This window comes from Brevundimonas intermedia (genome assembly GCF_027922165.1).
In the GTDB taxonomy this organism is placed as follows: Bacteria; Pseudomonadota; Alphaproteobacteria; order Caulobacterales; family Caulobacteraceae; genus Brevundimonas; species Brevundimonas intermedia.
In genome coordinates, this window is the sequence record NZ_BSFD01000011.1 from 226,494 (window position 1) to 252,710 (window position 26,217).

General features: G+C 66.9%; 26 protein-coding genes. 11 read left to right on the forward strand and 15 right to left on the reverse strand.

Annotated features, from left to right (window positions below):
- Positions 1-24 precede the first annotated feature (24 nt).
- Both lptG and PKE72_RS14695 read right to left on the reverse strand, forming a co-directional pair.
- Positions 25-1,161, reverse strand: a complete 1,137-nt coding sequence (gene lptG / locus PKE72_RS14690; RefSeq protein WP_271166118.1) for an LPS export ABC transporter permease LptG — start codon at positions 1,159-1,161, stop codon at positions 25-27.
- The gene (locus PKE72_RS14695) at positions 1,158-2,306 is read right to left on the reverse strand and encodes an LptF/LptG family permease (RefSeq protein WP_271166119.1); all 1,149 of its coding nucleotides are present in this window, start codon (positions 2,304-2,306) and stop codon (positions 1,158-1,160) included. The genes lptG and PKE72_RS14695 overlap by 4 nt, the downstream gene beginning before the upstream one ends.
- 144 nt (positions 2,307-2,450) lie before the next feature.
- On the opposite strand from PKE72_RS14695, the gene PKE72_RS14700 reads away from it, so the two are divergent.
- From PKE72_RS14700 to PKE72_RS14715, 4 genes are all read left to right on the forward strand, one after another.
- Positions 2,451-3,926, forward strand: coding sequence for a leucyl aminopeptidase (locus tag PKE72_RS14700; protein ID WP_271166120.1), 1,476 nt, complete (start codon positions 2,451-2,453; stop codon positions 3,924-3,926).
- Positions 3,927-3,946: 20 nt separating this feature from the next.
- Entirely contained in the window at positions 3,947-4,405 is a 459-nt protein-coding gene (locus PKE72_RS14705) for a DNA polymerase III subunit chi (protein WP_271166121.1), read from the forward strand.
- A gap of 62 nt (positions 4,406-4,467) precedes the next feature.
- Positions 4,468-4,719: a hypothetical protein gene (locus tag PKE72_RS14710; RefSeq protein WP_271166122.1), complete on the forward strand. Its 252-nt coding sequence runs from the start codon at positions 4,468-4,470 to the stop codon at positions 4,717-4,719.
- Between the two features lie 102 nt (positions 4,720-4,821).
- On the forward strand, positions 4,822-5,049 hold the full coding sequence (locus PKE72_RS14715; RefSeq protein ID WP_271166123.1) for a hemolysin: 228 nt from the start codon (positions 4,822-4,824) through the stop codon (positions 5,047-5,049).
- Positions 5,050-5,053: 4 nt separating this feature from the next.
- On the opposite strand, the gene PKE72_RS14720 is transcribed toward PKE72_RS14715, so the two are convergent.
- Entirely contained in the window at positions 5,054-5,980 is a 927-nt protein-coding gene (locus tag PKE72_RS14720) for a LysR family transcriptional regulator (protein ID WP_271166124.1), read from the reverse strand.
- A 117-nt stretch (positions 5,981-6,097) separates the two neighbouring features.
- Between PKE72_RS14720 and PKE72_RS14725 the strand changes: the two genes are divergently transcribed.
- On the forward strand, positions 6,098-6,796 hold the full coding sequence (locus PKE72_RS14725; RefSeq protein ID WP_267513234.1) for a pirin family protein: 699 nt from the start codon (positions 6,098-6,100) through the stop codon (positions 6,794-6,796).
- 104 nt (positions 6,797-6,900) lie between these two features.
- The gene (locus tag PKE72_RS14730; RefSeq protein WP_271166125.1) at positions 6,901-7,299 is read left to right on the forward strand and encodes a DoxX family protein; all 399 of its coding nucleotides are present in this window, start codon (positions 6,901-6,903) and stop codon (positions 7,297-7,299) included.
- A 36-nt stretch (positions 7,300-7,335) separates the two neighbouring features.
- On the opposite strand, the gene pip is transcribed toward PKE72_RS14730, so the two are convergent.
- Together pip and PKE72_RS14740 are read right to left on the reverse strand one after the other, a co-directional pair.
- A complete protein-coding gene (gene pip / locus PKE72_RS14735; RefSeq protein ID WP_271166126.1) occupies positions 7,336-8,310 on the reverse strand; it encodes a prolyl aminopeptidase in 975 nt (324 codons plus the stop codon).
- Between the two features lie 45 nt (positions 8,311-8,355).
- A complete protein-coding gene (locus tag PKE72_RS14740) occupies positions 8,356-8,712 on the reverse strand; it encodes a DUF423 domain-containing protein (RefSeq protein WP_271166127.1) in 357 nt (118 codons plus the stop codon).
- A 74-nt stretch (positions 8,713-8,786) separates the two neighbouring features.
- Here PKE72_RS14740 and PKE72_RS14745 point away from each other — a divergent pair, with 74 nt between their 5' ends.
- Positions 8,787-9,956 (forward strand): MFS transporter, encoded by a 1,170-nt coding sequence (locus tag PKE72_RS14745; RefSeq protein ID WP_271166128.1) that lies wholly within the window; start codon positions 8,787-8,789, stop codon positions 9,954-9,956.
- Here PKE72_RS14745 and PKE72_RS14750 read toward each other — a convergent pair.
- The 3 genes from PKE72_RS14750 to PKE72_RS14760 form a co-directional block, all read right to left on the reverse strand.
- Positions 9,953-10,543: a C15 family peptidase gene (locus tag PKE72_RS14750; protein WP_271166129.1), complete on the reverse strand. Its 591-nt coding sequence runs from the start codon at positions 10,541-10,543 to the stop codon at positions 9,953-9,955. The genes PKE72_RS14745 and PKE72_RS14750 overlap by 4 nt on opposite strands.
- A 77-nt stretch (positions 10,544-10,620) precedes the next feature.
- Complete coding sequence (locus tag PKE72_RS14755; protein ID WP_271166130.1) at positions 10,621-13,275, reverse strand: coiled-coil domain-containing protein; 2,655 nt, start codon at positions 13,273-13,275, stop codon at positions 10,621-10,623.
- Positions 13,276-13,389: 114 nt separating this feature from the next.
- Positions 13,390-13,593 carry a hypothetical protein gene (locus PKE72_RS14760; RefSeq protein WP_271166131.1) on the reverse strand — a complete coding sequence of 68 codons (204 nt, stop codon included), beginning with the start codon at positions 13,591-13,593 and terminating at the stop codon, positions 13,390-13,392.
- A 136-nt stretch (positions 13,594-13,729) separates the two neighbouring features.
- Here PKE72_RS14760 and PKE72_RS14765 point away from each other — a divergent pair, with 136 nt between their 5' ends.
- A complete protein-coding gene (locus PKE72_RS14765) occupies positions 13,730-15,208 on the forward strand; it encodes a phospholipase D-like domain-containing protein (RefSeq protein WP_271166132.1) in 1,479 nt (492 codons plus the stop codon).
- Here PKE72_RS14765 and PKE72_RS14770 read toward each other — a convergent pair.
- The 5 genes from PKE72_RS14770 to PKE72_RS14790 all read right to left on the reverse strand — a co-directional run bounded on the left by PKE72_RS14770 (position 15,193) and on the right by PKE72_RS14790 (position 19,173).
- Positions 15,193-15,930, reverse strand: a complete 738-nt coding sequence (locus PKE72_RS14770) for an endonuclease/exonuclease/phosphatase family protein (RefSeq protein WP_271166133.1) — start codon at positions 15,928-15,930, stop codon at positions 15,193-15,195. The genes PKE72_RS14765 and PKE72_RS14770 overlap by 16 nt on opposite strands.
- Before the next feature lie 76 nt (positions 15,931-16,006).
- Positions 16,007-16,687 (reverse strand): TPM domain-containing protein, encoded by a 681-nt coding sequence (locus tag PKE72_RS14775; RefSeq protein WP_271166134.1) that lies wholly within the window; start codon positions 16,685-16,687, stop codon positions 16,007-16,009.
- The gene (locus PKE72_RS14780; RefSeq protein ID WP_271166135.1) at positions 16,687-17,451 is read right to left on the reverse strand and encodes a TPM domain-containing protein; all 765 of its coding nucleotides are present in this window, start codon (positions 17,449-17,451) and stop codon (positions 16,687-16,689) included. The genes PKE72_RS14775 and PKE72_RS14780 overlap by 1 nt, the downstream gene beginning before the upstream one ends.
- Positions 17,452-17,510: 59 nt before the next feature.
- Entirely contained in the window at positions 17,511-18,188 is a 678-nt protein-coding gene (locus PKE72_RS14785; protein ID WP_271166136.1) for a LemA family protein, read from the reverse strand.
- A 61-nt stretch (positions 18,189-18,249) separates the two neighbouring features.
- Entirely contained in the window at positions 18,250-19,173 is a 924-nt protein-coding gene (locus PKE72_RS14790; protein ID WP_271166137.1) for a bifunctional methylenetetrahydrofolate dehydrogenase/methenyltetrahydrofolate cyclohydrolase, read from the reverse strand.
- Positions 19,174-19,266: 93 nt separating this feature from the next.
- Between PKE72_RS14790 and PKE72_RS14795 the strand changes: the two genes are divergently transcribed.
- The 3 genes from PKE72_RS14795 to PKE72_RS14805 all read left to right on the forward strand — a co-directional run bounded on the left by PKE72_RS14795 (position 19,267) and on the right by PKE72_RS14805 (position 23,007).
- The gene (locus PKE72_RS14795; protein WP_271166138.1) at positions 19,267-21,096 is read left to right on the forward strand and encodes a PPC domain-containing protein; all 1,830 of its coding nucleotides are present in this window, start codon (positions 19,267-19,269) and stop codon (positions 21,094-21,096) included.
- A gap of 40 nt (positions 21,097-21,136) precedes the next feature.
- On the forward strand, positions 21,137-22,168 hold the full coding sequence (gene fni, locus PKE72_RS14800) for a type 2 isopentenyl-diphosphate Delta-isomerase (protein WP_271166139.1): 1,032 nt from the start codon (positions 21,137-21,139) through the stop codon (positions 22,166-22,168).
- Positions 22,169-22,434: 266 nt separating this feature from the next.
- Positions 22,435-23,007 carry a manganese efflux pump MntP gene (locus tag PKE72_RS14805; protein ID WP_271166140.1) on the forward strand — a complete coding sequence of 191 codons (573 nt, stop codon included), beginning with the start codon at positions 22,435-22,437 and terminating at the stop codon, positions 23,005-23,007.
- A 5-nt stretch (positions 23,008-23,012) separates the two neighbouring features.
- On the opposite strand, the gene hutH is transcribed toward PKE72_RS14805, so the two are convergent.
- Positions 23,013-24,542 carry a histidine ammonia-lyase gene (gene hutH, locus PKE72_RS14810; RefSeq protein ID WP_271166141.1) on the reverse strand — a complete coding sequence of 510 codons (1,530 nt, stop codon included), beginning with the start codon at positions 24,540-24,542 and terminating at the stop codon, positions 23,013-23,015.
- A 3-nt stretch (positions 24,543-24,545) separates the two neighbouring features.
- Positions 24,546-26,210 (reverse strand): urocanate hydratase, encoded by a 1,665-nt coding sequence (gene hutU, locus PKE72_RS14815; RefSeq protein WP_271166142.1) that lies wholly within the window; start codon positions 26,208-26,210, stop codon positions 24,546-24,548.
- Between the last annotated feature and the right edge of the window lie 7 nt (positions 26,211-26,217).

The window sequence follows — 26,217 nt, forward strand, 5'->3', positions numbered from 1 at the left end:
GTCTGTCTTGAGCGAGGCGCTCGCTTAGCCGTCTTCGGTATAGAACAGCAAGGTGAAGGCGGCGAGGCCCGTCAATATGGGCGGAAGCCAGGCCGCCACGAGCGGTGGAACGACCTCGGCCGAACCCATGGCGGAAGAAAACTGGTTCATGAAGAAGAAGGCGAAGCCCAGCACCACGGCGGCGATGCTCATCTTTGCCAGATCGCCCAGCCGCATAAGGCGTAGAGAGAAGGCGGCCGCCAGGATCGACATGGCTGCGAAGACCAGGGGCGTCGCCAGCAACTGCTGGAACCGCAGTTGGTAGGCGGTCGAGGCGAAGCCGGCGTTCTCGATTCGCTCGATCTGGTTCGGCAGCGACCAGAAGGGCGTGGACTGTGGGCGGGCGAACCGCTCGAACGCCTCTTCGTCGGCGAGACTGGAGATCAGGTCGAGGCTGGAATAGGTCACGGCGCGCTGGCCGATGCTGGCGCCGACCGCATTGGTCAGCCGCCAGCGGCCGGCGCTGAGGGCGGCGGACTGGGCGTCGATCCGTTCCGAGAAGTCGCGATTGCCCGTCGAGTCGGTCGTGTAGATGAAGAAGGTGACGTCCAGCAGACGGGCGTTGGCGCGATCCTGACGTCCGGCGCGTATGATCATCTGGCGCTGGTCGTCGCCTTCCCGCAGCCAGATGGCGGCGTTGGAGCTTGCGTCCGGCGCTGCGCCGGAAATGCGCGCGCGCTCCCGCTGCCACAGGCCGTCGCCCGCCGACGCCAGAGGACCGAGCACAGTTACGGTCAGGACGCCCAGCACCAAGGCCATTCCGGCCGCCGGAAGCACGAAACGCCAGGCCGACACGCCCGCCGCCCGCATCGCGATCAGTTCACTGCGCCGGTTCAGGCCGATATAGGCGGCCAGGGTGCCGAACAGGAACACGAAAGGAAGAAGCTGTACGATCACCGAGGGTGACTTCAGCGCCACCAAGCCCAGGATGCGTAGAGCCGACAAATCCTGGTCCGAACCGACACCGCGAGACACCTCGACGAAATCGATTAGCATGACCAGGGCCCCGATCACCGCGAGGGCGACCCCCAAAGACCGAAGCTGCTGAACCAGGACATAGCGTTCGATCCGGCCCAGGCGGGGCGGATTGAGAGAGGTGAGGGACGGCAGGGCCAGGGTCATGCGAACCTCGCGCGGAATTGGGCCCGCATCCGGTCAAGGATGGGGTGTTCGCGGCGTCTTCCAGGCTTAAGCGCACGGAACAACAGGCGTGCCGACAGGGCGACAGCGATCAAGGGCGCCAGATATTGAAGGATGTTCATCCAGGGGTTCCAGGCGCTGGCGGCGACCAGCCCATAGCCGATTACCCGGACCAGCAGGAAGGCGCCGGCGGCCTTGGCGATACGGAGCGAATAGCCGGTGCGACTGAAGGACCCGCCCATTATGGCGGCCAGGGCCAGGGCCACAGCGACTAAGGCATATAGCGGCGCCGAAATGCGGGCGTGCGCCTCGGCCAGGAGCTCGCCGCGTGACCCTGCGGTATCGAGGACGCGGGGCGTGGGGTTCAGCAACTGGCGCAGATAGAGGTCGGCCGGCTTGTAGCGAATTTGTTCGGTGACGGCCGAAAACTGACCCAGGGGGAAGTCGTATCGGTCGAAGGAAAGGGTCTCCAGCACGCCGCGCGACGAGTATTTTTGCCAGGAGCCGTCGATCATGGTCAAGACCGGCTCATCAGCGGCGTCGCGGCCGAACCGCGCTTCGGCCGCGCTCCAGTTCTGGGTCGATTTGCCGTCGTCCAAATAGACGAACATGTTCTTCAGCAGGCCGTTCTGTTCGATCTGCTGGACATAGACCGTCAGACCGTCCGGCCCTTGGACGAACTGACCCTCCTCGACCAACAGGGCCGCCAGGTCCGTGCGTATGGCAAAGGCTTGGTTGCGGGCCTCGCGCTGGGCCCAGGGCTGGGCGAACAGGGTCATGAAGAGGTTGAGGATCAGCACCAGAACAGCCAGGCGCGCGGCGGGCGCAATTACCTGCCACCGCGTCATGCCGCCGGCGAAGGCCGCCGTCAGTTCCTGCTCGCGTTGCATCCGGGTCAGGGCGATCAGAACTCCGACAAAGAGACCGATCGGCAGGATCACCGCCAGCAGCTGAGGCAGGGCGAGCAGGGTCAGTTTGACCATCACCCACACGCTCTGGCCGCGCTCGACGATGACCTCGAGTTGGTCCAAACTCTGGCTCAGGATTCCGATCCCGGCCAGGGAGGCGCAGGCTGCAACCACGGGCAGCGAGATCTGGCGGAAAAGGTATCTTTGAATCAGGGTCATGGGCGGATGGACTTCGCCCGGTTGCAGGCGGCGATAATGAAGCGCATCTAGTAGCACAGGAGGGCGCGTCCGCGACAAGCAGACGCGCCGTTTGTCTTTTTCTTACGTTGTAAACGCCGGGTGGGGCCTGGCTGGAGTCGCTGAATGAAGATCGAGTTCGTCGCCGCCGTAGACGCTGCTGAAATTCTCGCTGTGCCGGTCCATGAGGACCGGACCCTGGCGGGCTCTGGTGCGGAGCTGGACGCCAAGTCCGGCGGCGCCCTGACCCGGGCGATGAGCAAGGGCCGTTTCGTCGGCAAGCCGGGCCAGACGCTGAGCGTCGCCGCGCCGTCGGGCGTGAACGCCGACGCCATCCTGCTGGTCGGCGCCGGTGCGGCCGACAAGGTCGATGACCTTGCCGTTGAAGCCTTTGGCGGCAACGCCTATGCGGCCGTGAAACTGTCGGGCGCCGAGGTCCTGACCATCGACGCCTCGAACCTGACGCCGGAACAGGCGGCGCGCGTCGGCTTCGCCGCGCGTCTGGCCGCCTATCGGTTCGACAAGTATCGGACCACGCAAAAGGCCGACAAGATCCCGTCGATCACCGCGATCCGGGTCGTGACCTCTGATCTTCGCGCCGCCGAGGCTGCGCTGGAGCCGCTGTCGGCCGTCGCCGACGGCGTGATCTTCGCCCGCGATCTGGTGTCCGAGCCCGCCAACGTCCTGTACCCGGCCGAGTTCGCCAAACGGGTCAAGGCGCTGGAAAGCCTGGGCCTGGAGGTCGAGATCCTGGGCGAGGCCGAGATGGAGAAGCTGGGCATGCGCACCCTGCTGGGCGTGGGCCAGGGCAGCCGCCGCGAGAGCCAGCTGGCCGTGATCCAGTGGAAGGGTGGCGAGGCGGGCGGCCAGCCGATCGCCTTCGTCGGCAAGGGCGTCTGCTTCGACACCGGCGGCATCTCGATCAAGCCAGCCGACGGCATGGAAGACATGAAGTGGGACATGGGCGGCGCGGCAGCCGTGACTGGGACCATGATCGCCCTGGCCGGGCGCAAGGCCAAGGTGAACGCTATCGGCGTGCTGGGCCTGGTCGAAAACATGCCGGACGGCAACGCCCAGCGTCCGGGCGACGTGGTCGTGTCGATGTCGGGCCAGACGGTCGAGGTGATCAACACCGACGCCGAGGGCCGCCTCGTCCTGGCCGACGCCCTTTGGTACACGCAGGAGCGGTTCAAGCCGAAATTCATGATCGATCTGGCCACCCTGACGGGCGCCATGATCGTGGCCCTGGGCCTGGATTACGCCGGCGTCTTCTCCAACTCCGACGCGGTGGCCGATCCGATCCTGGCTGCGTCCAAGAAGGTGGGCGAGAACTTCTGGCGCATGCCGATCCCGGCCATCTACGAACAACATATCGATTCGAAGATCGCCGACGTGAAGAACACCGGCAACGGCCGCGCCGGCGGTTCGATCACCGCCGCCCTGTTCCTGCAACGCTTCACCAACGGCGTGCCGTGGGCGCACCTGGACATCGCCCCGACCGCTTGGGCCAATAAGAGCCCCAGTCCCACCGTGCCGGAAGGCGGCGTCGGCTTTGCCGTGCGCACGCTGGATCGTATGGTGGCCGACGCTTACGAAGCCTGAGTGCCGGACGGTAGAGCCGGATGAGCGGCAAGCCCGAAATCTGGTTCTACCACCTGGAGCGTTCCACGCTGGACCAGGTGCTGCCGACCCTGCTCGAGAAGACGCTCGAGCGGGGCTGGCGGGCTATGATCAAGTCGTCGCATGCACATCGGCTGGACGATGTCGACGAGCGTCTGTGGACCTTTCACGAAGAAAGCTTCCTGCCGCATGGCCGGGCGGATCAGCCCAACGCGGATCGTCAGCCTGTACTGTTGAGCGAATCGGGAGAGAACCTGAACGGCGCTCAGGCGCTGTTCATCGTCGACGACGCAGAACTGGGCGTGACGGAAGGGTTCGAACGATGCTTCATCATTTTCGACGGACGGGACGAGCCGGCGCTCCAGAATGCGCGGGCGCGTTGGAAGGCGCTGAAAGCAGACGGCGCCAATCTGGCCTATTGGCGCCAGACGGACGAGGGACGCTGGGAAAAGGCGGCCTGATCGCCCTGGTGCTGCTCGCGGGGTGTTCTACGCCCGTCGCTGAACAGCCGGCGCCCCGCACCGTGGAACGCGCGCAGCTGAACCCGCCGGTGGGCAGCCGCATGCCGACCGCCCAGACGACCGACGTCTGCAAGGCCGGAGAACTGCAATATCTGGTCGGCAGGCAACGCACAGAGATTCCCGTACCGGTGGACGTGGTCAACCGCCGTGTGACCTGCACTACCTGCCCGGTGACCCAGGATTTCTCGGCCTACCGGCTGAACATCTTCTACAATGCCGACACCGGCGTGATTGAACAGGTCCGCTGCGGCTGAACCGCGACCCGAGGAGAGACGACCATGAAGACCGCCTTGATCCTTAGCTCCCTGTTGGCAGCAGGCTTCGCGCTGTCGGCGTGCGCGCCTACGGAAGCGCCCGTGACCATAAGGACCCCGGGCGGCGACGCCGCCTTCAAGGCCTGCAAGGTCGAGGACTATCAGGCCTATGTCGGCCGCAACCGCTCGACCGTTCCGAGCGCGCCGGAAGGTCAGACCTTCCGCGTCCTGTGCACCTCCTGCGCCTCCACCATGGACTATCGCGAGAACCGGGTGAACTTCGTCTATGACGAGGCGTCCGGCGTGATCCAGCAGGTCAAGTGCGGCTGAGGCCTTAGCGGCCGGCGGTGTCGCCGGGCCACAAAGGCGCGCTGAACTTTTTGGCCAGATAGTCCATCAGGGCCGTGACCCGCGCGGGACGCGGTCCGCTGCTGGGCGCGACAAGGTGCAGGGCGATGGGGGGCAGGCGCCAGTCGGTCATCACCGTCTCCAGATGGCCGCTGGCGACGTCCTTCCAGTAGATGAAGTCCGGCAAGGGCGAGACGCCGAGCCCTGCGCACAGCGAGGCGATCAGGGCGTCGGAGTTGTTGGCGCGCAGCGGGCCGCGCGGCCGCACCACCACCTCTTCGCCCGCATCGTCGACGAACCGCCAGACGTCGGGCGTCGGCATATAGGCGTAGCCGAGGCAGGAATGTCGTTCGAGATCGTCCGGATGGCTCGGCCGACCGCGCTGGGCCAGATAGTCGGGCGAGGCGACCAGATAGCGTTCGACCGGCCGCAGCCGCCGTGCGGTCAGCGATGAGTCGGGCAGGGCGGCAATGCGCAGGGCGCAGTCGAAGCCGCCGCCGACCAGATCGATCACTTCATCCGACAGGTGCAGGTCGATTGAGACGTCCGGGTGGGTGGCGAGAAACTCGGGCAGGGCGGGGGCGACATAGGCCATGCCGAAGGACATGGGGGCGGCCAGCCGCACCAGTCCGCGAGGGGTGACGGACATATCCAGGGCTTCGGACACCGCCCCTTCCGCCTCGGCCAACATCAGGCCTGCGCGCGCCGCCAGGGTGCGGCCCGCGTCGGTCAGGGCGAAGCGGCGCGAGGTTCGGTGGAGCAGGGTGGTCTTCAACTGCTGCTCCAGCCGCGTCACCGCCTTGGACACGGTCGCCTTGGAAAGCCCCATGGCGTCGGCCGCGCCGGAGAAGGACTGGGCCTCCGCCACCTTGGCGAAGATGGCCATGGCCTCGAGATCGGGCAGGCGGGACATGGCGGACTCCGCGTTGGAAACGATGAGTTTCAGGGGTTTCTATTTCTGTTCGGTCGCCGATCTCTATCTTGGCGTCAAGCCAATGACGCCGGGACGGCCCGGCCTGAGGATAGACCGATGATCGAGCGCAGACCTTTTGAATCGCTGGGCGGCGCCAACCATGGTTGGTTGAACGCCAAGCATCACTTCTCCTTCGCCAACTATTATGACCCCAAGCGGATGAGCTGGGGCAATCTGCGGGTCTGGAACGACGACGAGATCGCCGCCGGAACCGGCTTCCCGCCCCACCCGCACGCCGACATGGAAATCATCACCTATGTCCGCGACGGGGCCATCACCCATGAGGACAGCCTGGGCAACAAAGGCCGCACCGTGGCCGGCGACGTCCAGGTGATGAGCGCGGGCACCGGCATCCGTCACGCCGAATACAACGCCGAGCCGGAACTGACCCGAATCTTCCAGATCTGGATCGAGCCGACCAAGCGTGGCGAGGCGCCCAGCTGGGGCTCCAAGCCCTTCCCCAAGGGCGAGCGCTCGGGCCAGTTCGTGGTCCTGGCCTCGGGCTTTGAGGGCGATACGGATGCTCTGCCGATCCGCACCGATGCGCGGATCGTGGCGGCGACCCTGAACGCCGGCGACAGCGCCGACTATGCGTTGGGATCGAACCGCCGGGCCTATCTGGTGCCGGCCAAGGGCGAGATCGAGGTCAATGGCGTTCGCCTGAACGCCCGCGACGGCGCCGCCATCGCCCAGGAAGACGTCGTCACGGTCAAGGCCATCTCGGACGCCGAGATTGTCCTGGTGGACGCGGCCTGATCGACACGGTCAGCGTTTTCGGATCAATCTGTCCGGCCGAACAAGGTTCGGTCGGACAACCCGCCTGACGCGGGACAGTCCCCAATCGGGGAGGAGATCATCAGATGTTCAACCAACTTGAAACCTCGTCGCCGCATTTTCGTGCGGTGCTGCGTATCGTCGCCGGCGTGCTGTTCCTGGCCCACGGCGTGGTGAAACTGTTCGGATTCCCGGAAGGCGCCCAGCCGGGCCAGGTCGAGATCCTGTCGCTGTTCGGGATCGGCGCGATCCTGGAGCTGGTCGGCGGCTCTCTGCTGGTGCTCGGCGCCTTCACCCGGCCGGTCGCCTTCATCCTCGCCGGTGAAATGGCCGTGGCCTACTGGATGTTCCACGCCCCCTCCAGCCCCTATCCGGCGGTGAACGGCGGCGATGCGGCCATCCTGTTCTGCTTCATCTTCCTGTATCTGCTCGCCGCAGGCGCAGGTTCGTGGAGCGTTGACGCCCGTCTGCGTAAAGCGAGCTAAGTCTTTGTCTCCTCTCCGCTGTGCGGGGAGGAGACGTCAGACGTCGAGCGCCCAATCCGTCGCGCGAACGAGGCTATCGACGATGCCGGGTTCCGACGAGGCGTGGCCGGCGTCGCCGACAATGTCCAGTTTCGCCTCGGGCCAGGCGCGATGCAGGGCCCAGGCGCTGGCGATAGGCGTGACCACGTCGAACCGACCTTGGGCGATCCAGCAGGGAATGTGGCGCATCCGGTCCACATTCTTCAGGAGCCAGCCGTCTTCCGGGAAGAAGCCCGCGTTGGTGAAGAACCAGTTCTCGATCCGGGCGAAGGCGAGGGCGAACTCGGGTTCGGAGAATTTATCGGGCCTGGCGTTCGGGCCTTCGACACTGACGGTTTCGCCTTCCCAGCTGGACCAGGCCACGGCGCATCTTTCGCGTTCGGCGACATTGTCGCCAATCAGCCGCTTGTAATAGGCGCCCATCAGATCGCCGCGCTCGGCCTCCGGAATTGGTGCGACGAACCTTTCCCAGGCGTCCGGGAAAATCATCGAGGCGCCGTCCTGGTAGAACCAGTGCAGTTCCTTCTTGGTCAGCAAGAATATGCCGCGAAGCACCAGGGCGCGGACGCGTTCAGGGTGGGTGATCGCATAGGCCATCGACAGGGTCGAACCCCACGAGCCGCCGAACACGACCCATTTGTCGACGCCGCAACGTTCCCGCAGGCGTTCGATATCCTCGATCAGGGTCCAGGTGGTGTTGTTCTCGAGCGAGGCGTTCGGTCGCGACTGGCCGCAGCCGCGCTGGTCGAACATGATGATCCGATACTTGGCAGGGTCGAAGAAGCGCCGCATGCCCGGATTGACCGCGCCGCCCGGCCCGCCGTGCAGAACCACGACCGGAAGACCCTGGGGGTTGCCGCTTTCCTCGTAGTAGATTTCATGAACGTCGTCGGACGTCATCCAGCCGGACGCGAAAGGCTCGATCTCCGGATAGAGGTCCCGGCGAGGTTCGAGAGGCGCGGAAAAGGCCATGCGTGGCGGTCTTTCTACTCGGCCCAAGCTTGGCCGTACTGAGCGTTATGAACGGAATGCCGCAAAGGCCAGGCAAAGCCAACCGGCGATCATAAGCAGGCCGCCGACCGGTGCGACGGCGCCCATGGCGGACAGGCTGAGGAGAGCGACCAGGGCCAGGGCCAGACAGAAGATCAGACCGCCCGCTGCGCCCAGCCATCCGGCGAGCCGCGCCAGATTTCCGCCGCTGGTCCAAAGGGCGCAGGCGAAGGCGAAGACGGCATGAGACAGCTGGTAGTGGGCGCCGGTCGACAGCAGGGTCTTAACCTGCGGCCCAGCCCCGTGTGCGGCGAAAGCCCCCAGCCCTATGGCCATGGCCCCGTTGAGGGCGGAGAAGACGATCAGGTTGCGACTCGCTGTCATGAAATCACCCTAGACTGCGACGGCCGCAGAGCAAACCGGTCGAGACGGCCGGAACTTCTGCTATTGCGGCCGCTATGGGATTCGCCTCGAAATGGCGCGCGGCGTCGCACTACGCCTTGATGTACGGCGGGCTGGGCGTCAGCCTGCCGTACGCTGGCCTCTGGATGAAGGCGCAAGGACTCAGCGGGGCGGAGATCGGAATTCTCCTGGCGGCGCCGATGCTGGGGCGGCTGGTCACGGGGCCGGCCATCGCCGTCTGGGCCGACGGGTTCAAGTATCGCAGGACGCCCATCGCCCTGCTGGCGGGCCTCTCGGCCCTCGGGTACGCCTCGGCGGGCCTTGTGGACGGCTTCCTGGCCTGGGCGGCCTGCTGGTTTATCGCCGCGACCGGCGCGGCGGCGATCCTGCCGTTGACCGATGTGCTGGTCCTGCGACGGGCGCGGCGGGAAGGCTTCGCCTTCGCCGTGCCGCGCGGTTTCGGCTCTGCCGCCTTCGTTGCAGCCAATATCGCCATGGGGTTCGTGCTGAGGACGGCGGGCAGCGATGCGGTCATCGTGGGCGTAACCCTGATCTGCGTCGGCATTGGGGTGACGGCCTGGCGGGTGCTGCCGGAGGAGCCCGTCCATGACGGACCGCCGCTGGCCGGGTGGGACCGGTTTCGCGGCATGGGTCGGCTGCTGAAGGACCCGGTGCTGGTAACCGCGCTTGCGGCCATTGGGACCGTGCAGGCGGCGCACGCCTTCTATTACGGATTCTCCGCCATCCTGTGGCGCGAGCAGGGGATTGAACCGCATCTTACCGGCATCTTGTGGGCCTTCGCCGTCGTCGCAGAGATCGCGTTGATGTGGTTTTTCGAGCCGTGGCGACGGCGGCGGGGCATAGGGGCGTGGCCCATATTGATGATCGCGGCGGGGGCGGCGATGGTGCGTTGGGTGTTCATGGCCGCCGCACCGCCCTTGTGGGCGCTGTGGCCGCTTCAGGCGCTTCACGCCGTCAGCTTCGCCGCCAACTACCTCGCCGGCGTCGAGCTTATCGAACGACTGGCGCCGCGCGACAGCCAGACGGCCGCCCAAACTCTGAACTCCACCCTTTCGGCGGGGGTGTTGATCGGCGTCGCGACCCTGGCGAGTGGTCCGCTGTACGACGCCGGGGGCGCGGGGGGATATCTGGCGATGGCAGGGCTTGCCGGCCTGGGATTGTTGGCGGGGTTGGCGCTGAAGCCGATGCTCAGCGCGCGGGCTTAGGCGCGGGGCAGCAGGGCCATCTGGCCGGCCATGACGGAGGCCGCAGCTTTGATCGCTCGCTTAACCGTGTTCTCGTCGGCCGTCACCGGGGTGCGCAGCAGACCGACGGCGGGCGTGTGCGGACCGTCGGCGAGTTCGACCAGCACGCGATAGAGCAGGTAGGAGCCGACGTCCGCCTCTGCCTCCGACGTCGCATCTGCGGGAATGCCGGTGGCATTGATGGCTCGGACAATGTCGGCGACCGGGGCCGTCGTGCGCGCCAGACCGGGCCCGGTTTGCGATAGGCGCTCTTCCTGATCGAGAGCGCGGTTCTCTGCCCGCATCTGCATACGAAAACCATTGCTCTTGGCGGCCCTTCCCACCAGCAGGACCGCGCGGCAATCACCGTTTCTCAGATGATCGCCCAATCGTTCCGCCAAACGCGCCGGATCATCAGAAGAGATGCTGACAGTGCGGGCGCCGGGCGGGTTCCAGGCCTCGCCCGACAGATCTTCGACCATGTCCCAGCCGGAATCCGCGTCATAGGCGCAGATCGCGATACCGGGGCGTCGGTCAGGTCGGCCTGAGCTGTCGATCTCGATGGTCATTCAGACCTTACCCTCACCCAGCATGACGCTTTCGTGACGTTCGCTAGGTGGCGTGAACTTCATCGCGGCGTCAAGCCTCAACCGAGATCGCCGACCGCCGCGTCGAGCAGCATGAAGGCGCGGCCACTGTCGGAGGCGAGCCGGTTTTGAACCGCCTGGGCGTCCCCGCTTCGGGCGTAGGCTGCGAGGTCCTGAGAGAAGACGACCACATAGCGTTCGGCGTCGGCGCGCAGCTCAGGGTCGCTCAGCACGCGGCGCGAGACGCTGCGCACGGCGGCCGGCGCGACGCGGCGGACAATGCGACGGGCGCCGTCGGGGTCGCCGCCGCCGAACAACCGGGCCGCCTCCTCGACGCGCGAACGCGGCAGAAGCGCGTTGGGATCGACGCCCATCCGACGGATCGCGGCGGCGACCCGATCAGACAGGGCGACCGAGTCGGCGGCGTCGACGGCCGGACGCTCCAGCTCCAGCGGGGCCTCGTCCTGACCATCGGAGACGAGATCGTTCCAGTCCAGACCGCCTTCGGGAGCGGGCGTCGGGCGCGGCGCCTCGGCCGGGGACAAACGAAGGCGATTGCGCAGACCGAAACTCCGGTCGCCGGCCCGCTCCTGCGAAGACTCGTCCAGCGACGGTCGGGACGGGCGGGTGCGTTCGGGTTCAGCCAGGGGCTCGCGGTGACGGCTAGCGGGCGCGTCGCCGGAGACCACGCCCATCAGTCGCACGGCTTCCGTCAGCATGTCGTAGTTGCGGCGGACCCGTTCCTGGAAGCCGATGTCCAGGGCTTCGGTATCCTCGGCCGCCTTACGCGAGGCGGCGGCCAGGGATGACAGGCCCTGTTCGACACTGGCGCGTACGGCCTCGACCCTGGCGCGAGCCTGTTCCGGGAGGCGGGCCGCCCGTTCGTCCACGTCGGCGACGGCGGTGTCGATCTCGGACAGGGCCGAGTTCAAGCGGTCGACCAGGCTTTCCAGCCGCTGGACCATCCGCTCGCCGGCCTTGTCGACCAAGCCGGAGGTTTCGCCGACGATGCGGCGAGCGTCCTCGATGCGGGCGTCGGCGGCCTGATCGGCCTTCTGCGCCGCCTCGAACAGGGCCTCGCCCAGGCGATCAGCGCGGAGACGGGCCTGTTCGGAGGCATCGGCGGCGGCGGCGCGGGAATCCTCGGCCGTGGCGCGCATCTGCTCCAGGGCGCGGCGGGTCTCTTCCATCAGGGTGTCGCGGGCGTCGGCCGCCAGGGCCTCAAACCGGTCCAGAGAAACCTTTGTCGCGGCGTCGAAGCCGTCGGCCTCGCGCTGAGACATGTCGACCAGGGCCCGGAATTGGTCGCCGGCGGCTTCCAGGATTTCGCGCAGGCTCTCGATCGAGACCTGGGAGGTTCGGTTCATCTCGTCGTGCGCGGTGCGGGTAGCCGACAGGTTTTCAACGAATTGGGCGCGCTGGCTTTCGACCTGGGCGGAAAAGTCTTCCTGGTCAGTGCGCAGGGCGTAGGCGGCGGTGACCAGGGCGGCGCGTTGCTGGCTGAGACCCTCTTCGACCGATTGAATCTGTTCGGCGACGCCGGTGCCGGCGTTCTCCAAGCGGATCGTCTGGCGGGCCAGGTCGTCGGCGGCGACGCGGGCGGCGTCCTGGGCCTCGCCGGCGGCGGCGGCCAGGTCGGCGGCGCGCGCAGCCAGAGCGGCCTCGGCCTCTCGAAGCTGGGCCTGGGCCAGGTCGGAGGCGTCGGCGACCATGCGGGACTGGCGTTCGACGGCGTCGATGACGCTGGTGGCCTGGCTATCGAGATGAAGGCCGAGAGTCTGCATCTGATCGCGTTCGCGAGCCAGGTTCTCGGTCAGTCGGCGGGCGGTGCGGCCGGCGTTTTCGGCCGCCTCGTTCAAACGGTTGGTCTCTTCCATCAGGGCCTGACGCAGCAGGGCCATGTCGTTGCGAGCGCTCTCTGCGGCCAAGGCAGCATGGTCGATGTCGGAACGCAAAGTGCTCAGCACCTGGCCTGTCTGTTGGGCCGCGAGAGCAGTGGGGGCGACCAGGGCCTCGGCGAGATCGCGGGCGCGGCGGGTCTCGGCCGCCAATCCGGCGCCTTGGCGCAAGGCGTGGGCCAGCATGATGACCAATCCCACAGGCGCGAGGGCGATCAGGCCATAGATGGCCAGCCGGAGCGGATCCAGTTCGGCGCCGCTCGCCCCGAGTTCGAAGGCGGCCCAGGAGGCGACCCCGCCGACCCACAGGGTCGAGGCCAGGGCCGCGATCAGGTATGCGGTCTGGCTGCGCGCTGCGGTCGAGGCGCGTTCCGATACGCTGGAGCGCAGCATCGGCGGCCAAGTCATATCAGAGGGCGCAGGCGGCTGACCGGCGGTCACGGCCATCTCGACGGCGGCCGTCGAGTCCGGCGTGGGCTCGGCGATGATCTCGGGGGACGCCAGGGGCGGTTCCTCCGAAGCCTCCGCCACGAGGTCTTCGGGCGCGGGCTGCTGCAGGGGCGGCGGAGGAGCGGCGGCGCGTAGCTGGGCCTGACGCGCCTCCTCCGCCATGCGACGACGACGACGTTCCGAGATCGGGCGTTCAGGCGGCGGCGCGGGCAGGGGATCCAGTTCCAAAGACGGCTCGGGCGGCGTTTCCGCCTCGATCGGCGTCTGTTCGACCTCCGTCTCAACCGCTGCGTCGTCAGGCGCCTCGACGGGCGCGACGGCGTCTTCGTCTGTTAGCTTCAGCGGCGGCCGGTTACGGGATTTCATCAGGCGTCGAGCTCGATTCATGCGCGCGGCGCGCGAAACGCGCCGATTCGACCCTAGCGGCTTGAAACGCAAGGTCCAAGACGTAGAGATCTTAGAGCCGTGGACTGTTCGTTCTTAGCAGTCGCGGTCGGCGTCAGCGGCGAAGGTCGCGGCTTTCTCGGCAGGGCAGTCCGACACGCGGTGAACTTCACGCTCTGCGGATTGCGGCGAGTGAATATCGACGCCGAATTGCGACAGGACGGCGGCGGCCAGCAAGGCTATGAAGCCCGCAATCAGTTCCACCAGCGCCTGCATGACGGCGTCTCCCACAGCCCCCATGGCCGCCAGCCTTATGCGCTCTTTTGGCGAACGTCACAATCCCGCCGCGTAAAGATTGACCGAACGTGGCGCGCATGAAACGGAGGAGGCGAGGCGTCCCCATCGCAGTGTCATGCGAATCGGGCAGGCAGGCTGAATGACCCAAGACAGCGACAGCTATGACGGCAGTCTGCTGACCCCGGGAGCGGGCGTCTGGCGCAGCGAAGTCGCGCACCGATTTTCCGTCCTGATGGAGAATGAGGCCTATTTCGACGCCCTGTCCTCGGCGCTGAACAAGGCCGAGCGATCCATTGTCGTGCTGGGCTGGCAGTTCGACCCACGCACCCATCTGGATCCCGAGACACGACCGAGCGATAAACAGTTCGAGATCGGTCATCAGCTGCGAATGCTTGTGAAACGAAAGCCGGATCTGGATATCCGGCTGCTGATCTGGAAGTCGCCGCTGTTGATCGCGGCGTCACAGGGCTTTTATCCCCACAGGGCGCAGCGCTGGTTTCGCAAGCGCATGGTCGAGTTCCGCATGGATTCGCCAGGACCGATCGGCGCCTGTCACCATCAGAAAGTGATTGTCATCGACGATCGTGTGGCCTTCTGCGGCGGCGGCGACATCTCGACCGACCGGTGGGATTCAGAAGATCATTTTGACGGGGATCCGCGACGCGCCCTGCCGAACGGCCTGATTTGCAAGGCCCGCCATGAGGTGATGAGCGTCATGGACGGTTCGGCGGCCCGGGCTCTGGGCGATCTGGCGCGGGAACGCTGGTTCAAGGCGACCTGGGAACGGACCATACCCGATGAGGTCGATAGCGACCCCTGGCCGGACGGCGTTCCGGTACAGATGACCGAGGTCCCTGTGGGCATCGCGCGCACCGAACCGAAATGGAGCGGACGGCACGAGGTTCGTGAAAACGAGGCTCTACACCTGGAGTCCATCCGGCGGGCCAAAAAGCTGATCTATTTCGAGAACCAGTATTTCACCTCGCCGGTGATCGCCGCCGCGCTGGCCGAGCGGCTGGCTGAGGTGGACGGGCCGGAGGTGGTGGTGATCTCGACCGGCAAGAGCCCCAGCTGGTTCGACAGCATGACCATGGATACGGCGCGCGCCGAGGTGCTGTACCGACTGGAACAGGCGGACAAGTACAACCGCTTCTTCGCCTTCGCCCCCCTGACGGCCGAGGGCGACCGGATCATCGTCCACGCCAAGGTGTCGATCATCGACGACCGGCTGCTGCGCATCGGATCTTCCAATCTGAACAACCGGTCGATGGGGCTGGACACCGAGTGCGACATCGCCGCCGAGCCGACCGATGCGGCGGGGCGCGAAGTGATCACCAATCATCGCCACCGCACCATAGGACACTGGATCGGCGTGCCGGCTCAGGATTTTGCGGCCGTCGAGGCCGTCATGGGGTCGACCGGCGCCGCGATCTGCAGCTTCGTCAGCGATCGGTTGAAACCGCTGGGGTCGGACCCGCCGACGCGGATCCAGCGGATCTTCGCCGAATGGCAGTTGGGCGACCCCACCTCTTCAACCGACGCCTGGCGTCCGTGGAAACGACTGAACCGGTCGCAACGGACCCGACCAATGTCGGAAGGCGGTCAGGCCCCAGGCTGAACAAGCTCGAAGTCGATGATCAACGGCAGGTGATCCGAGGCCACGCGGGCTAGGGGGGAAAAATCCGCCTTGACCCCCGTGATATGGAGTTCCGGACTGACGAAACAATGATCGATGCGGATGGCCGGAAAGCCGGAGGGGAAGGTTTTCACCGACGGTTTTAGGTTCAGCAGCCGCTGGCAGTCCCCGAGCTTTCGCGCCAGGGTCTGATAGGGGCGGGTGATGGAGGTGGCGTTGAAGTCGCCGGCCAACAACGTCGGCCCGACGCAGCCCCCCAGCCAGCCGGTCCCCGCCAGAGCGGCCGCCTGCAGCCTCTGTTCGCGCGGGACCAGGCCAAGGTGGGTGTTCAGCACATTGATTGCGACGCCGTCGATTTCGACCTCGGACCATATGGCGCCCCGCGGCTCCAGCCCTGGAATGCCTCGAACAGTGGGAAGGGCGTCGGCGCGGATCAACCGCTCGGGATGGGGCGTCAATATGGCGTCGCCGTAAAGTTCGGACTCCACCCGCATCGCAGGATGGAAGCGCGAGGTCATGGCCAAACCCTCGGCGATAGCCTCGGCCTGATCGATCTTCCCCGTGCGGACGCGGCCGACATCCAGTTCCTGGAGGCAGACGATGTCCGGTTCGTGTTCGCCGATGACGGCGACGATGCGATCAACGTCAAGGCGCTTGTCCGTGCCGACGCAGCGATGGACGTTATAGGTCAGAAGGCGGGGCATGGCTTCCCGAGAACGTGCCGAGACTTGGGCGAAGGGCTAAGCCTTTTGGGCGCGGATTGCGACCCCGATGCGACGATCAGAGCAGGATCAGGTGATCCGGCAACTCATTGGGATTGGTCGCGCGGGGCGGGAAGTGGGCCGCCAGGATCTGTCCGCACCGTTCGACCGCGGCTTGGAAGCCGGCGACGGGGCGCCCCGCCTTGAGCTCTCGGGTCAGGACAGCGACAGTTTCGGCCCAGACGCCTTCGTCGACCTTCTGGTGGATCAGTTCGTCGGCGATCAGCTCGACCTGATGTTCCTTGAGGGCGGCGAAGATCAGGACGCCGGTGCGTTCCCGCGTGACATGGACGCCGTGGGCTAGGAACTGTTGCAGGGCCGCCTTGCGTACCCGGGCCCGACGCAGACCGCGAGGCGTAACCCAGCGCAGGATCGGCGGCAGCCGCGTCAGCAGGAAGACGCCGACGAAGATCGCCGCCTGGATCAAGGCGTAGGCCGCCAAGGCCTGGCCGACGCTGGCAGACTGGGCCGAGGCGTGGGCGGCTTCCCAAGCGTCGCCCACCAGCCAGGACAGATCAAAGCCCAAGGGGATCAGGACCGTGGGCGCCAGCAGGGCCGCGCCCGCCGCCCAGGCCAGGCTGACGTCCATGTAAGAAGACACGCCGCGCGAGACGACGCAGAAGATTTCGCCCGAGGTTCCGGCCTCGGCCGAAGCAATGGCGGCGGCGACCCGCGTCCGATCTTCGTCCGTGAACCGCATCACCATCCCCCCGAAGCGCCGCCGCCGCCGAAGCTGCCGCCGCCTCCGCCAAATCCACCGCCGCCTCCGCCGAAACCGCCTCCGCCGCCGCGTCCGGCGTTTCGCAGGGCTTCCGACGCCGCCCATAGCAGAATGGGCGTCACGCTGTCGCCGCGATGGCGACGCCCGCGTCCGGCCGAACCGACAGCCGCCAGAAGGAAGAGGATGAAGATCACCGCCATGATCACGATAGGCAGGATCGGCGCGGCGCCGGCCTTATCTTCTTCCTGCGCTGCGGCGGCCGCTCGCGCCTGGGCCTCGGCCGGATCAAGTTCCAACTGGGTGATCAAGGCGTCCACGCCTCGGACGATCCCAGCCTGATAATCGCCCTCTTGGAAGGCCGGCAGGATCTGATTGCGGATGATCATGGACGAGAAGGCGTCGGTCAGAATGGGCTCGAGCCCGTAGCCGACCTCGATCCGCACCCGGCGTTCCGTGGGGGCGACGATCAGCAGGGCGCCATTGTCGCCTTCCTTTTGACCGATGCCCCAGGCCCGTCCGAGTTGGTAGCCATAGTCTTCGATCTCCTGGTCCTGGAGGCTGCGGACCGTGACCACGACCAACTGATCACTGGACTTGGCTTCGAGCGCCGCGAGCTTTTCCGTCAGCGTCTGCTCGGTCGCGGCGTCCAGCAGATCAGCCTGATCGACCACCCGGCCAGTCAGAGGCGGGAAGTCCAGCTTCGTCTGCGCACTCGCCGGCAGGGCGAACAGCAGGGCGGTCATAAGACCGAACAGAACCGCTACGACGCCCGCTGGACGCCGTGTCCGAACGGGGAGGGCGTTCACTGGGCCGGCGGGGTCGAACCCGGCGTAACCGGCGCGGCGCCGCCGCCCGGCGCCGCGGCCGGGGTTCCGCCGAGGTTGAAGTTCACCTGGGGCGCGGACTGGGCCTCGGCCGTGGCGGTGAACAGCTGCATCGGCTGGGAGCCCGCGTGAGCCGTCTTGGCCCAGATCACGTTCGGGAAGGTGCGCAGGGTGGTGTTGTAGTCGCGCACTGCCTCATTGTAATCGCGCCGCGCGATGGTGATCCGGTTCTCGGTGCCTTCCAGTTGGGACTGGAGGGTCAGGAAGTTCTGGTTGGCCTGAAGCTGCGGATAGGCCTCGACCGAGACCAGCAGGCGCGACAGGGCGCCGGACAGCTGGCCCTGCGCCTGCTGGTACTGCTGGAAGGCCTGCGGATTGCTGAGGTCGGCGGCGGAGACATTGACCGAGGTGGCGCGGGCGCGGGCGTTGATCACGTCCGTCAGGGTGGTGCGTTCCTGGATCGCCGCGCCCTGGACGGTGGCGACCAGATTGGGCACCAGGTCGGCGCGGCGCTGGTACTGGGCCTGGACGTCGGCCCAGGCCGCCTCAGCCCGTTCCTGCTTGGTCGGGATGGTGTTGTAGCCGCATCCGGTGACGGCGGGCGCCGCGACAAGAGCGGCGGTCAGAGCCAGAGCGCGAGCGGTTGGACGAGCCATGGATTTTCCCCTGTCGGCGGTTGCGCCGGTGCGGCGACTATCGCCTCAGGACCGCAACGCTTCAAGCGTCCAATGGCTCCGGTTCGACCCCGATGGAGCGGCAGGCCGCTGAATAGGTGTTGGCCAGCAGGCAGGCGATGGTCATCGGCCCGACGCCGCCAGGCACGGGGGTGATGCGGCCGGCGATTTCGACCGCCTCCTTGAAAGCCACATCGCCGACGACGCGGGTCTTGCCCTCCGCCGCCTTGACCGGGTCGGCCGAAGGCACGCGGTTGATGCCGACATCGATGACGGTCGCGCCCGGCTTGATCCAGTCGCCCTTGATAATCTCCGGCCGGCCGACGGCGGCGACCAGAATGTCGGCAGTCCGGCACAAGGCGGGCAGGTCGCGGGTTCTGGAATGGGCGACGGTGACGGTGCAGCTCTCAGCCAGCAGCAGTTGCGCCATCGGCTTGCCGACGATGTTGGACCGGCCGACGATGACGGCGTTCAGGCCTGTCAGATCGCCCAACTGGTCCTTCAGCAGCATCAGACTGCCCAGGGGGGTGCAGGGCACCAGACCCGGCAGGCCGACGGCCAGGCGCCCAGCGTTGACGACGTGAAAACCGTCAACATCCTTGTCAGGATCTATCGCGTCCAACACCACAGAAGAGTCGATGTGTTTCGGCAGGGGCAACTGAACCAGGATGCCGTGGATACCTGCATCGGCGTTCAAACGGGCGATCAGAGCCAGCAGTTCGTCCTGAGTCGTGGTCTCGTCCAGCCGGTGGGTGTCGGACCGCATGCCGGCGCGCAGGGTCGTCTCGCCCTTGTTGCGGACGTAGATCTGGCTGGCAGGGTCCTCGCCGACGATGATGACGGCCAGGCCCGGCTTGACGCCCTGGCTGGCTTCCAAGCGGGCGGCGGCGGCGGCGACGCGGTCCACCAGGGCGATCGAAAAGGCCTTGCCGTCGATCAGGGTCGCGCGTGTGGGCTCGGCCGACATGGGGGCTCCGGGAATGCAAAAGGGGAATGGCGGCGATTTACAGCCGTCATGGTTCGGCGTCTATGATCGGCTTCAAACTCTGGAGTCTTCTCGATGAACCGTTCGTCCCTCGTCGTCGCCGTCAGCGCCATCGCCTTGGTCTGGGCCGCTTCGCCCGCCCTGGCCCAGGACGTTCAGGCGCTGCGGGTCGGGGCGTCGGTGAACGGCGCCCTGACCGATGGAGACGCGGCCACGAGCGGAGACGAGGCCTACCGCTACGACGACTACCGATTCGAAGCGCGCGCGGGCCAGCGGCTAGAAGCCGTCCTGCGGGCGGAGGCGTTCGACGCCTATCTGGGCCTTTACGCCGAGGGTTCCGACACCCCGCTGGCTGAGGACGACGACGGGCTGAACGAAGACACGAACGCGCGGCTGCGGTTCACGCCCGAGGCCAGCGGAAACTACATCCTGCGCGCCAGAACCCTGTCGAGCCTCGACGGCGGCGACTACAGCCTGTCGCTTCGGGAACGCCCGGCCCCGCCGCGTGCGCCGCGTCCGTCCGGGCTCCGCATCGGCGGCGAACAGACCGGAGACCTGACCGCGCGTGATCCGGGACAGGAGGACGGCGGCCGCTATGACGCCTACGCCTTCCGCGCCGCAGCCGGACAACGGGTGATCGTCACTTTGGAGTCGGAAGCCTTTGACCCGAAAGTCCTGGTCGGGCGGATGAACGGATCGGACTTCGTCGAGCTGGGCCAGAACGACGACGGACCCGACGACGGGTTGAACTCGCGCCTGGTCTTCACGGCGCCGGCTGCGGGCGAGTATGTGATCCGCGCTACCGCGCTTCAGGATGGCGAGGGCCGCTATACGGTCGGTCTGACGGAGGCGCCGCCGGCGCCACCGGCCAAGCCCATCGCCATCGGCGACAGCGTCGATGGAAACCTGGACGACGAAACGGGCACGAACGACGAGGGCCAGCGCGCGGAATTCTATCGGTTCTCGGTCGAGGCTGGTCAGCGGGTGGCCATTGAACTGTCGTCCAAGGATTTCGACACCTATCTGACCCTGCGCAAGGCGTCGGACAATTCGGTCGTGGCCGAGGATGACGACGGGGCCGGATCGGGCACCGATTCCCGGATCGCCCAGACCCTGGAAGAGGCCGGCGACTATGTGGTCGAGGCCCGCGCTTTCAGCGGCGACGGCGAGGGGCGGTTCAAGCTGACGCTCGAAGAGGTCGCGCCGCCGCCGGCGCCGTCCGCCCTGACCTTCGGTCAGACGGTCGAGGGCGAGATCACGCCCGACGCTCCCCAGGACGACGACGGCAAACATTATGCCGCCTATGTCTTCAGTGGGACGGAAGGCCAGCGCGTTCAGGCCGTCCTGCGGTCAGGCGATTTCGACGCCGTCCTCGCGATCGGATCTGCGGAGGACGAGTTCACCGCCCTGGCCACCGACGACGACGGCCTGGGGGAGGGGACGGATTCGCGGCTGAACCTCACCCTGCCGTCAACGGGCGACTATCTGGTTCGCGCCTCGCCCCTGACGGCGGACGAGAAGGGCCTCTATTCGCTGGAGCTGATCGACCGCGGCCCCGAGCCCAAGCCGGGTAGTGTTCTGGTCGGCGCTACGGCGCGCGGGACCTTGAGCGTCGCCGACGCCCTGACGGACGAAGGCGCCTATTATGACGCCTACAGGTTCCAGGCAAAAAAGGACGAGAAGCTGCGGATCACCCTGGTCTCGAACGCCTTCGACGCCTTCATCGATCTGGGCGAGGACGGCGAGGACTTCACCAGCATCGCTTCCGACGACGACAGCCTATCGGACACCCACGCCAAGCTGGATTGGACGGCGCCGGAGGACGGCTGGTACGTGGTTCGGGCCCGGTCGCTGGGCCCCAATGAAACCGGCGCCTATGCCCTGACCGTCGAACGCCAGCCCTGATCGCCCCATCCGGGCCACGATCAGGTCCTAGGCGAGGGGAATGACCGACGCTGTTTCGCCCGGCCGCAAGGACCAGCACCTCGATGTGGTGCTGTCCGGGCGCGGGCGCCACGCCCGCGACGCCGGGTTTGACTCCATCCGCTTCGTCCACGAGGCCCTGCCGGATCTGGATCACGACAAGATCGACCTGGGGGCGGACTTTCTGGACCGCCGGCTGAAGGCGCCGCTGCTGATCAGCGCGATGACGGGCGGGCCGGCGCGGGCCGATGATGTCAACGCGCGTCTGGCCGAGGCGGCCCAGCATCTGGGCATCGCCCTGGCGGTCGGGTCTCAGCGCGCCGCCATCGAGGGCGTCGCCAGCGGCGGTCTGGACATGGGGCTGCGGCGGCGCGCGCCTGATACGCCGATCCTGGCCAATATAGGCGCGGCGCAGTTGACGCGCGGCTTCGGTCCGGACGAGGCGCGACGCGCGGTGGCCATGATCGGGGCCGACGCCCTGATCGTGCATCTGAACCCGCTCCAGGAAGCCTGTCAGCCTGAGGGGGACCGTGACTGGTGGGGAGTCGGGGCGGCGCTGGAAGCCTTGATCCGCAAGATCGAGGTTCCTGTCGTGGTCAAGGAAACCGGGGCCGGCCTGTCCGGCCGCACCGCACGCCGCCTGATCGACATGGGCGCCGCCGCCGTGGACGTCGCCGGGGCGGGCGGGTCCAACTGGGCCCTGATCGAGGGCGAGCGGGCGACCGATCCGCTCGACCGGATTCATGCCGCCGCCTTCGCCGACTGGGGGGTGACCACGCCTCAGGCCATCGTCGATGTGCGCCGCGCCTGCCCGGACGCCGTGGTGATCGGGTCAGGCGGGGTGCGTGACGGGGTGGACGTCGCCCGCGCTATTCGACTGGGGGCCGACATCGTCGGACAGGCCGCCGGGGTGCTGAAGGCCGCGACGGTGTCCACCGACGCCGTGGTCGAGCATTTCCAGACCGTGCTTCGACAACTCCGCACCGTCTGTTTCTGCACCAATTCCGCGAACCTGGCGCAGCTTCGTCGCGCACCGCTTCAACCTTTCGATTGATCCTTCGGTCGGGGCGTCGCGCCCGACGGATGGTTCTAGGGTTATGGGCGATCTGCCGCGGTTGCCAATCAACCGGGTAGACGTGTACGGAACCGCTTCCTGTTGGGGAGTAGCTTCCGGCGTAAGTTCGCCGGGGTCGGGTCAACACACTCGCGTTCGACGCGTGGTCCGACCAGCGGAAACACCGCCTAGCGAGACCAGCGCGCTCCACCGCCGCACCGGCCGGCGTGGAGCCGCTGTCTTGCGTCCGGTGGATTGATGTCGTCATGACCCCAGGAACCATCGCCATTCTATCGCTCAGCATGTCCACGGACGCCTTCGCGGCCGCCGTGGGCCGCGGCGCCTCGCATCGCCCCTCCGTGCCTCAGGCCGTGAAGGCCGGTCTGGTGTTCGGCGTCATCGAGGCCATCACGCCTCTGATCGGTTGGAGTCTCGGTCTGGTCGCCGCCGGTCTGGTGGAGCGGATCGACCACTGGATCGCCTTCGTCTTGCTGGCGATCGTCGGCGGCAAGATGATCTGGGAAGGCGCCAAACCGCGCGAGGCCGAAGAAGACGAGACCCCGCGTAGGTCCGGACCCTGGGCCTTGATCGCCACCGCCGTCGGCACCAGCATCGACGCGGCGGCCGTGGGCGTGGGCCTGGCCTTCCTGGGCGCCAATATCTGGGTGATCGCCGCCTCGATCGGCTTCACCACCTTCGTCTCCACGACGATCGGCATGCTGATCGGCAAGGCCGTCGGCTTGAAGTTCGGCAAGGCGGCCGAACTGATCGGCGGTGTCGCTCTGATCGGTCTGGGCACGATGATCCTGCTGGAGCATCTGGGCGTCCTGGCCCTCTGACCCCGTCAGGCGGAGGGCAGCAGGTCCTCCGCGAACCGGCGATAAAGTCCCGCTCGCACTCCGTCCGTCGCCCTGGCGATGTCCGGGGCGAAATAGTGATCGCTGGCGTAGGGGGCGGCGGCTTGCCGAACGATGGACAGAACCTGTTCCAGAGCCGGCGAACTGGTCAGGGGACGATGGAACTCCAGCCCCTGGGCGGCCGCCAGCAGTTCGATGCCCACGACGGTCGCTGTGTTCTCGGCCATGTCGAGCAGACGGCGCGCCCCGTGAGTCGCCATGGAGACATGGTCCTCCTGGTTGGCGCTGGTCGGGACAGTGTCGATGCTGCACGGATGGGCGACCATGCGGTTTTCGGCGACCAGGGCGGCCGCCGTGACCTGGGCGATCATGAAGCCCGAATTCAGACCGCTCTCCCTGACCAGGAAGGCCGGCAGTTCGCTCATCTTCGGATCGACCAGAATGGCGGTGCGGCGTTCGGAGATATTGCCGATTTCGCACAAGGCCATAGCGATCTGATCTGCTGCAAAAGCAACGGGTTCAGCGTGAAAATTGCCGCCTGATATGACGTCGCCGTCCTCGATGAAGACCAGGGGGTTGTCGGTGACAGCGTTGGCTTCGCGCGCCAGGGTCGCAGCCGAGGCGGTCAGAATGTCCAGGATCGCCCCCATGACCTGAGGCTGGCAGCGCAGGGAATAGGGGTCCTGCACCTTGGCGCAGTCGTCGCGGTGACTGTCGCGAATGGCCGAACCCGTCATCAGTTCGCGCAGCTGCGCCGCGACGGCGATCTGGCCGGGTTGGCCGCGCAGGGCATGAATGCGAGGGTCGAACGGCGCGTCGGACCCCTTCAGCGCATCGACCGACAGGGCGCCGGCCGCCAGACCCGCAGCGAACACCGCCTCGGTAGCGAACAGACCGGCCAGGGCCAGTGCGGTCGAACACTGGGTGCCGTTCAACAAGGCAAGGCCTTCCTTCGGCCCCAAGGTCAGGGGCGTCAGTCCGACCTGACCCAGGGCCGCCTCGGCCTCAAAGACTTCGCCCCTTACGTGGGCCTGGCCGACGCCAATCAGCACGCAGCTCATATGGGCCAGGGGCGCGAGATCGCCCGAGGCGCCGACAGAGCCCTTGGACGGGATACAGGGCAGGACGTCGCCGTTCACCAGGGCGACCAGGGCCTCCAACGTCTGACGGCGGATGCCCGAGGCGCCGCGCGAAAGGCTGGCGATCTTCAGCACCATCAGCAGCCGCGTTACGGCGTCGGGCAGCAGCGGCCCGACTCCGCAGGCGTGGCTGAGCACCAGGTTCCGCTGCAGCGTCTCCAGGTCCTCAGGCGCAATGGAGGTATTGGCCAGCAGGCCGAAGCCGGTGTTGATCCCATAGACAGTGCGGCCCTCGGCCACGATGGCGGCGACGACAGCCGCCCCCCTGTCGACATCGGCCCAGGCGGCGGGGGTGATTGTGACCGTCACCGGGCCGTCCAGCACGGCGCGCAACTGGGCGAGGGTCAGCGGGGATTGGCCGATGTCGATCTGGATCATGGCTCAGACCTTGAGGCTGGGAAGGTTCAGGCCGTGCTCGCGGGCTGCGGCGCGCGCGATCTCGTAGCCGGCGTCGGCGTGACGCATGACGCCTGTGGCGGGGTCGTTCCACAACACCCGCTCCAACCGACGCGCGGCCTCGGGCGTGCCGTCGGCGACGATGACCACGCCCGAATGCTGGGAATAGCCCATGCCGACGCCGCCGCCGTGGTGCAAGGACACCCAGCTGGCGCCCGAGGCCGTGTTCAGCAGGGCGTTCAGTAAAGGCCAGTCGGACACGGCGTCCGACCCGTCCAACATGGCCTCGGTCTCACGGTTCGGACTGGCGACCGAGCCGGAGTCGAGATGGTCGCGACCGATGACGATGGGGCCGGACAGTTCACCTGAGGCCACCATCTCGTTGAACATCAGGCCGGCGCGGTGGCGATCACCCAATCCGATCCAGCAGATACGAGCCGGAAGTCCCTGAAATGCAATCCGCTCACCGGCCATGTCGAGCCAGCGATGCAGGCCCGCGTTTTCCGGGAACAGCCGTTTCATGGCCGCGTCAGTCTTGCGGATATCGTCCGGATCGCCGGTCAGGGCCGCCCAACGGAAGGGTCCGATCCCGCGGCAGAACAGAGGGCGGATATAGGCGGGCACGAAACCGGGGAAGTCGAAGGCTTTCGCCACGCCCTCGTCGAAGGCGACCTGTCGGATATTGTTGCCGTAGTCGACGACGGGCACGCCCGCAGTCTGGAAGTCCAGCATGGCCTGGACATGGTCGACGATGGAGGTTCGAGCGGCGGCCGAGACCGAGGCGGGATCGCTGACCCGCCGATCTTCCCATTCGGCCACGGTCCACCCTGAGGGCAGATAGCCGTTGACCAGATCGTGGGCGCTGGTTTGGTCGGTGACCAGATCGGGCCGGACGCCCCGACGCACCATCTCAGGCAGCACGTCCGCAGCATTGCCTAACAGCCCGATCGATATCGGCTTTTTGGTTTCATTGGCCGTTTCGATCAGGGCCAGGGCCTCGTCGAGCGTATCGGCCATGACGTCGAGGTAGCGGGTCTTGAGCCGCATCTCGATCCGGCTGCGCTGGCATTCGACCGCCAGGCAGGACGCCCCCGCCATGGTCGCCGCAAGGGTTTGGGCGCCGCCCATGCCGCCTAGACCGGCGGTCAGGATCCATTTGCCGGCCCAGTCGCCGCTGTGGTGCTGGCGACCCGCCTCCATGAAGGTCTCGTAGGTGCCCTGAACTATGCCCTGGGTGCCGATGTAGATCCACGACCCGGCCGTCATTTGGCCGTACATCATCAAGCCCTTGCGATCGAGTTCTGAGAAATGTTCCCAGGTCGCCCACTTCGGCACCAGATTGGAATTGGCGATCAGGACACGGGGCGCGTCGGCATGGGTGCGAAAGACGCCGACCGGCTTGCCCGACTGCACCAGCAGGGTCTCATCCGCCTCCAGCGTCTTCAAGGTCTCGACGATCCGGTCGAAGGCGGGCCAGTCGCGCGCCGCCTTGCCGATGCCGCCATAGACGACCAGGTCCTGTGGCCGCTCGGCGACCTCGGGATCGAGATTGTTCATCAGCATGCGCATGGCCGCCTCGGCGACCCAGGTCTTGGCGGTCTTTTCCGGACCGCGCGGGCTGCGGACGATGCGAGCATTGGGCGTGTTCATCGGGCGG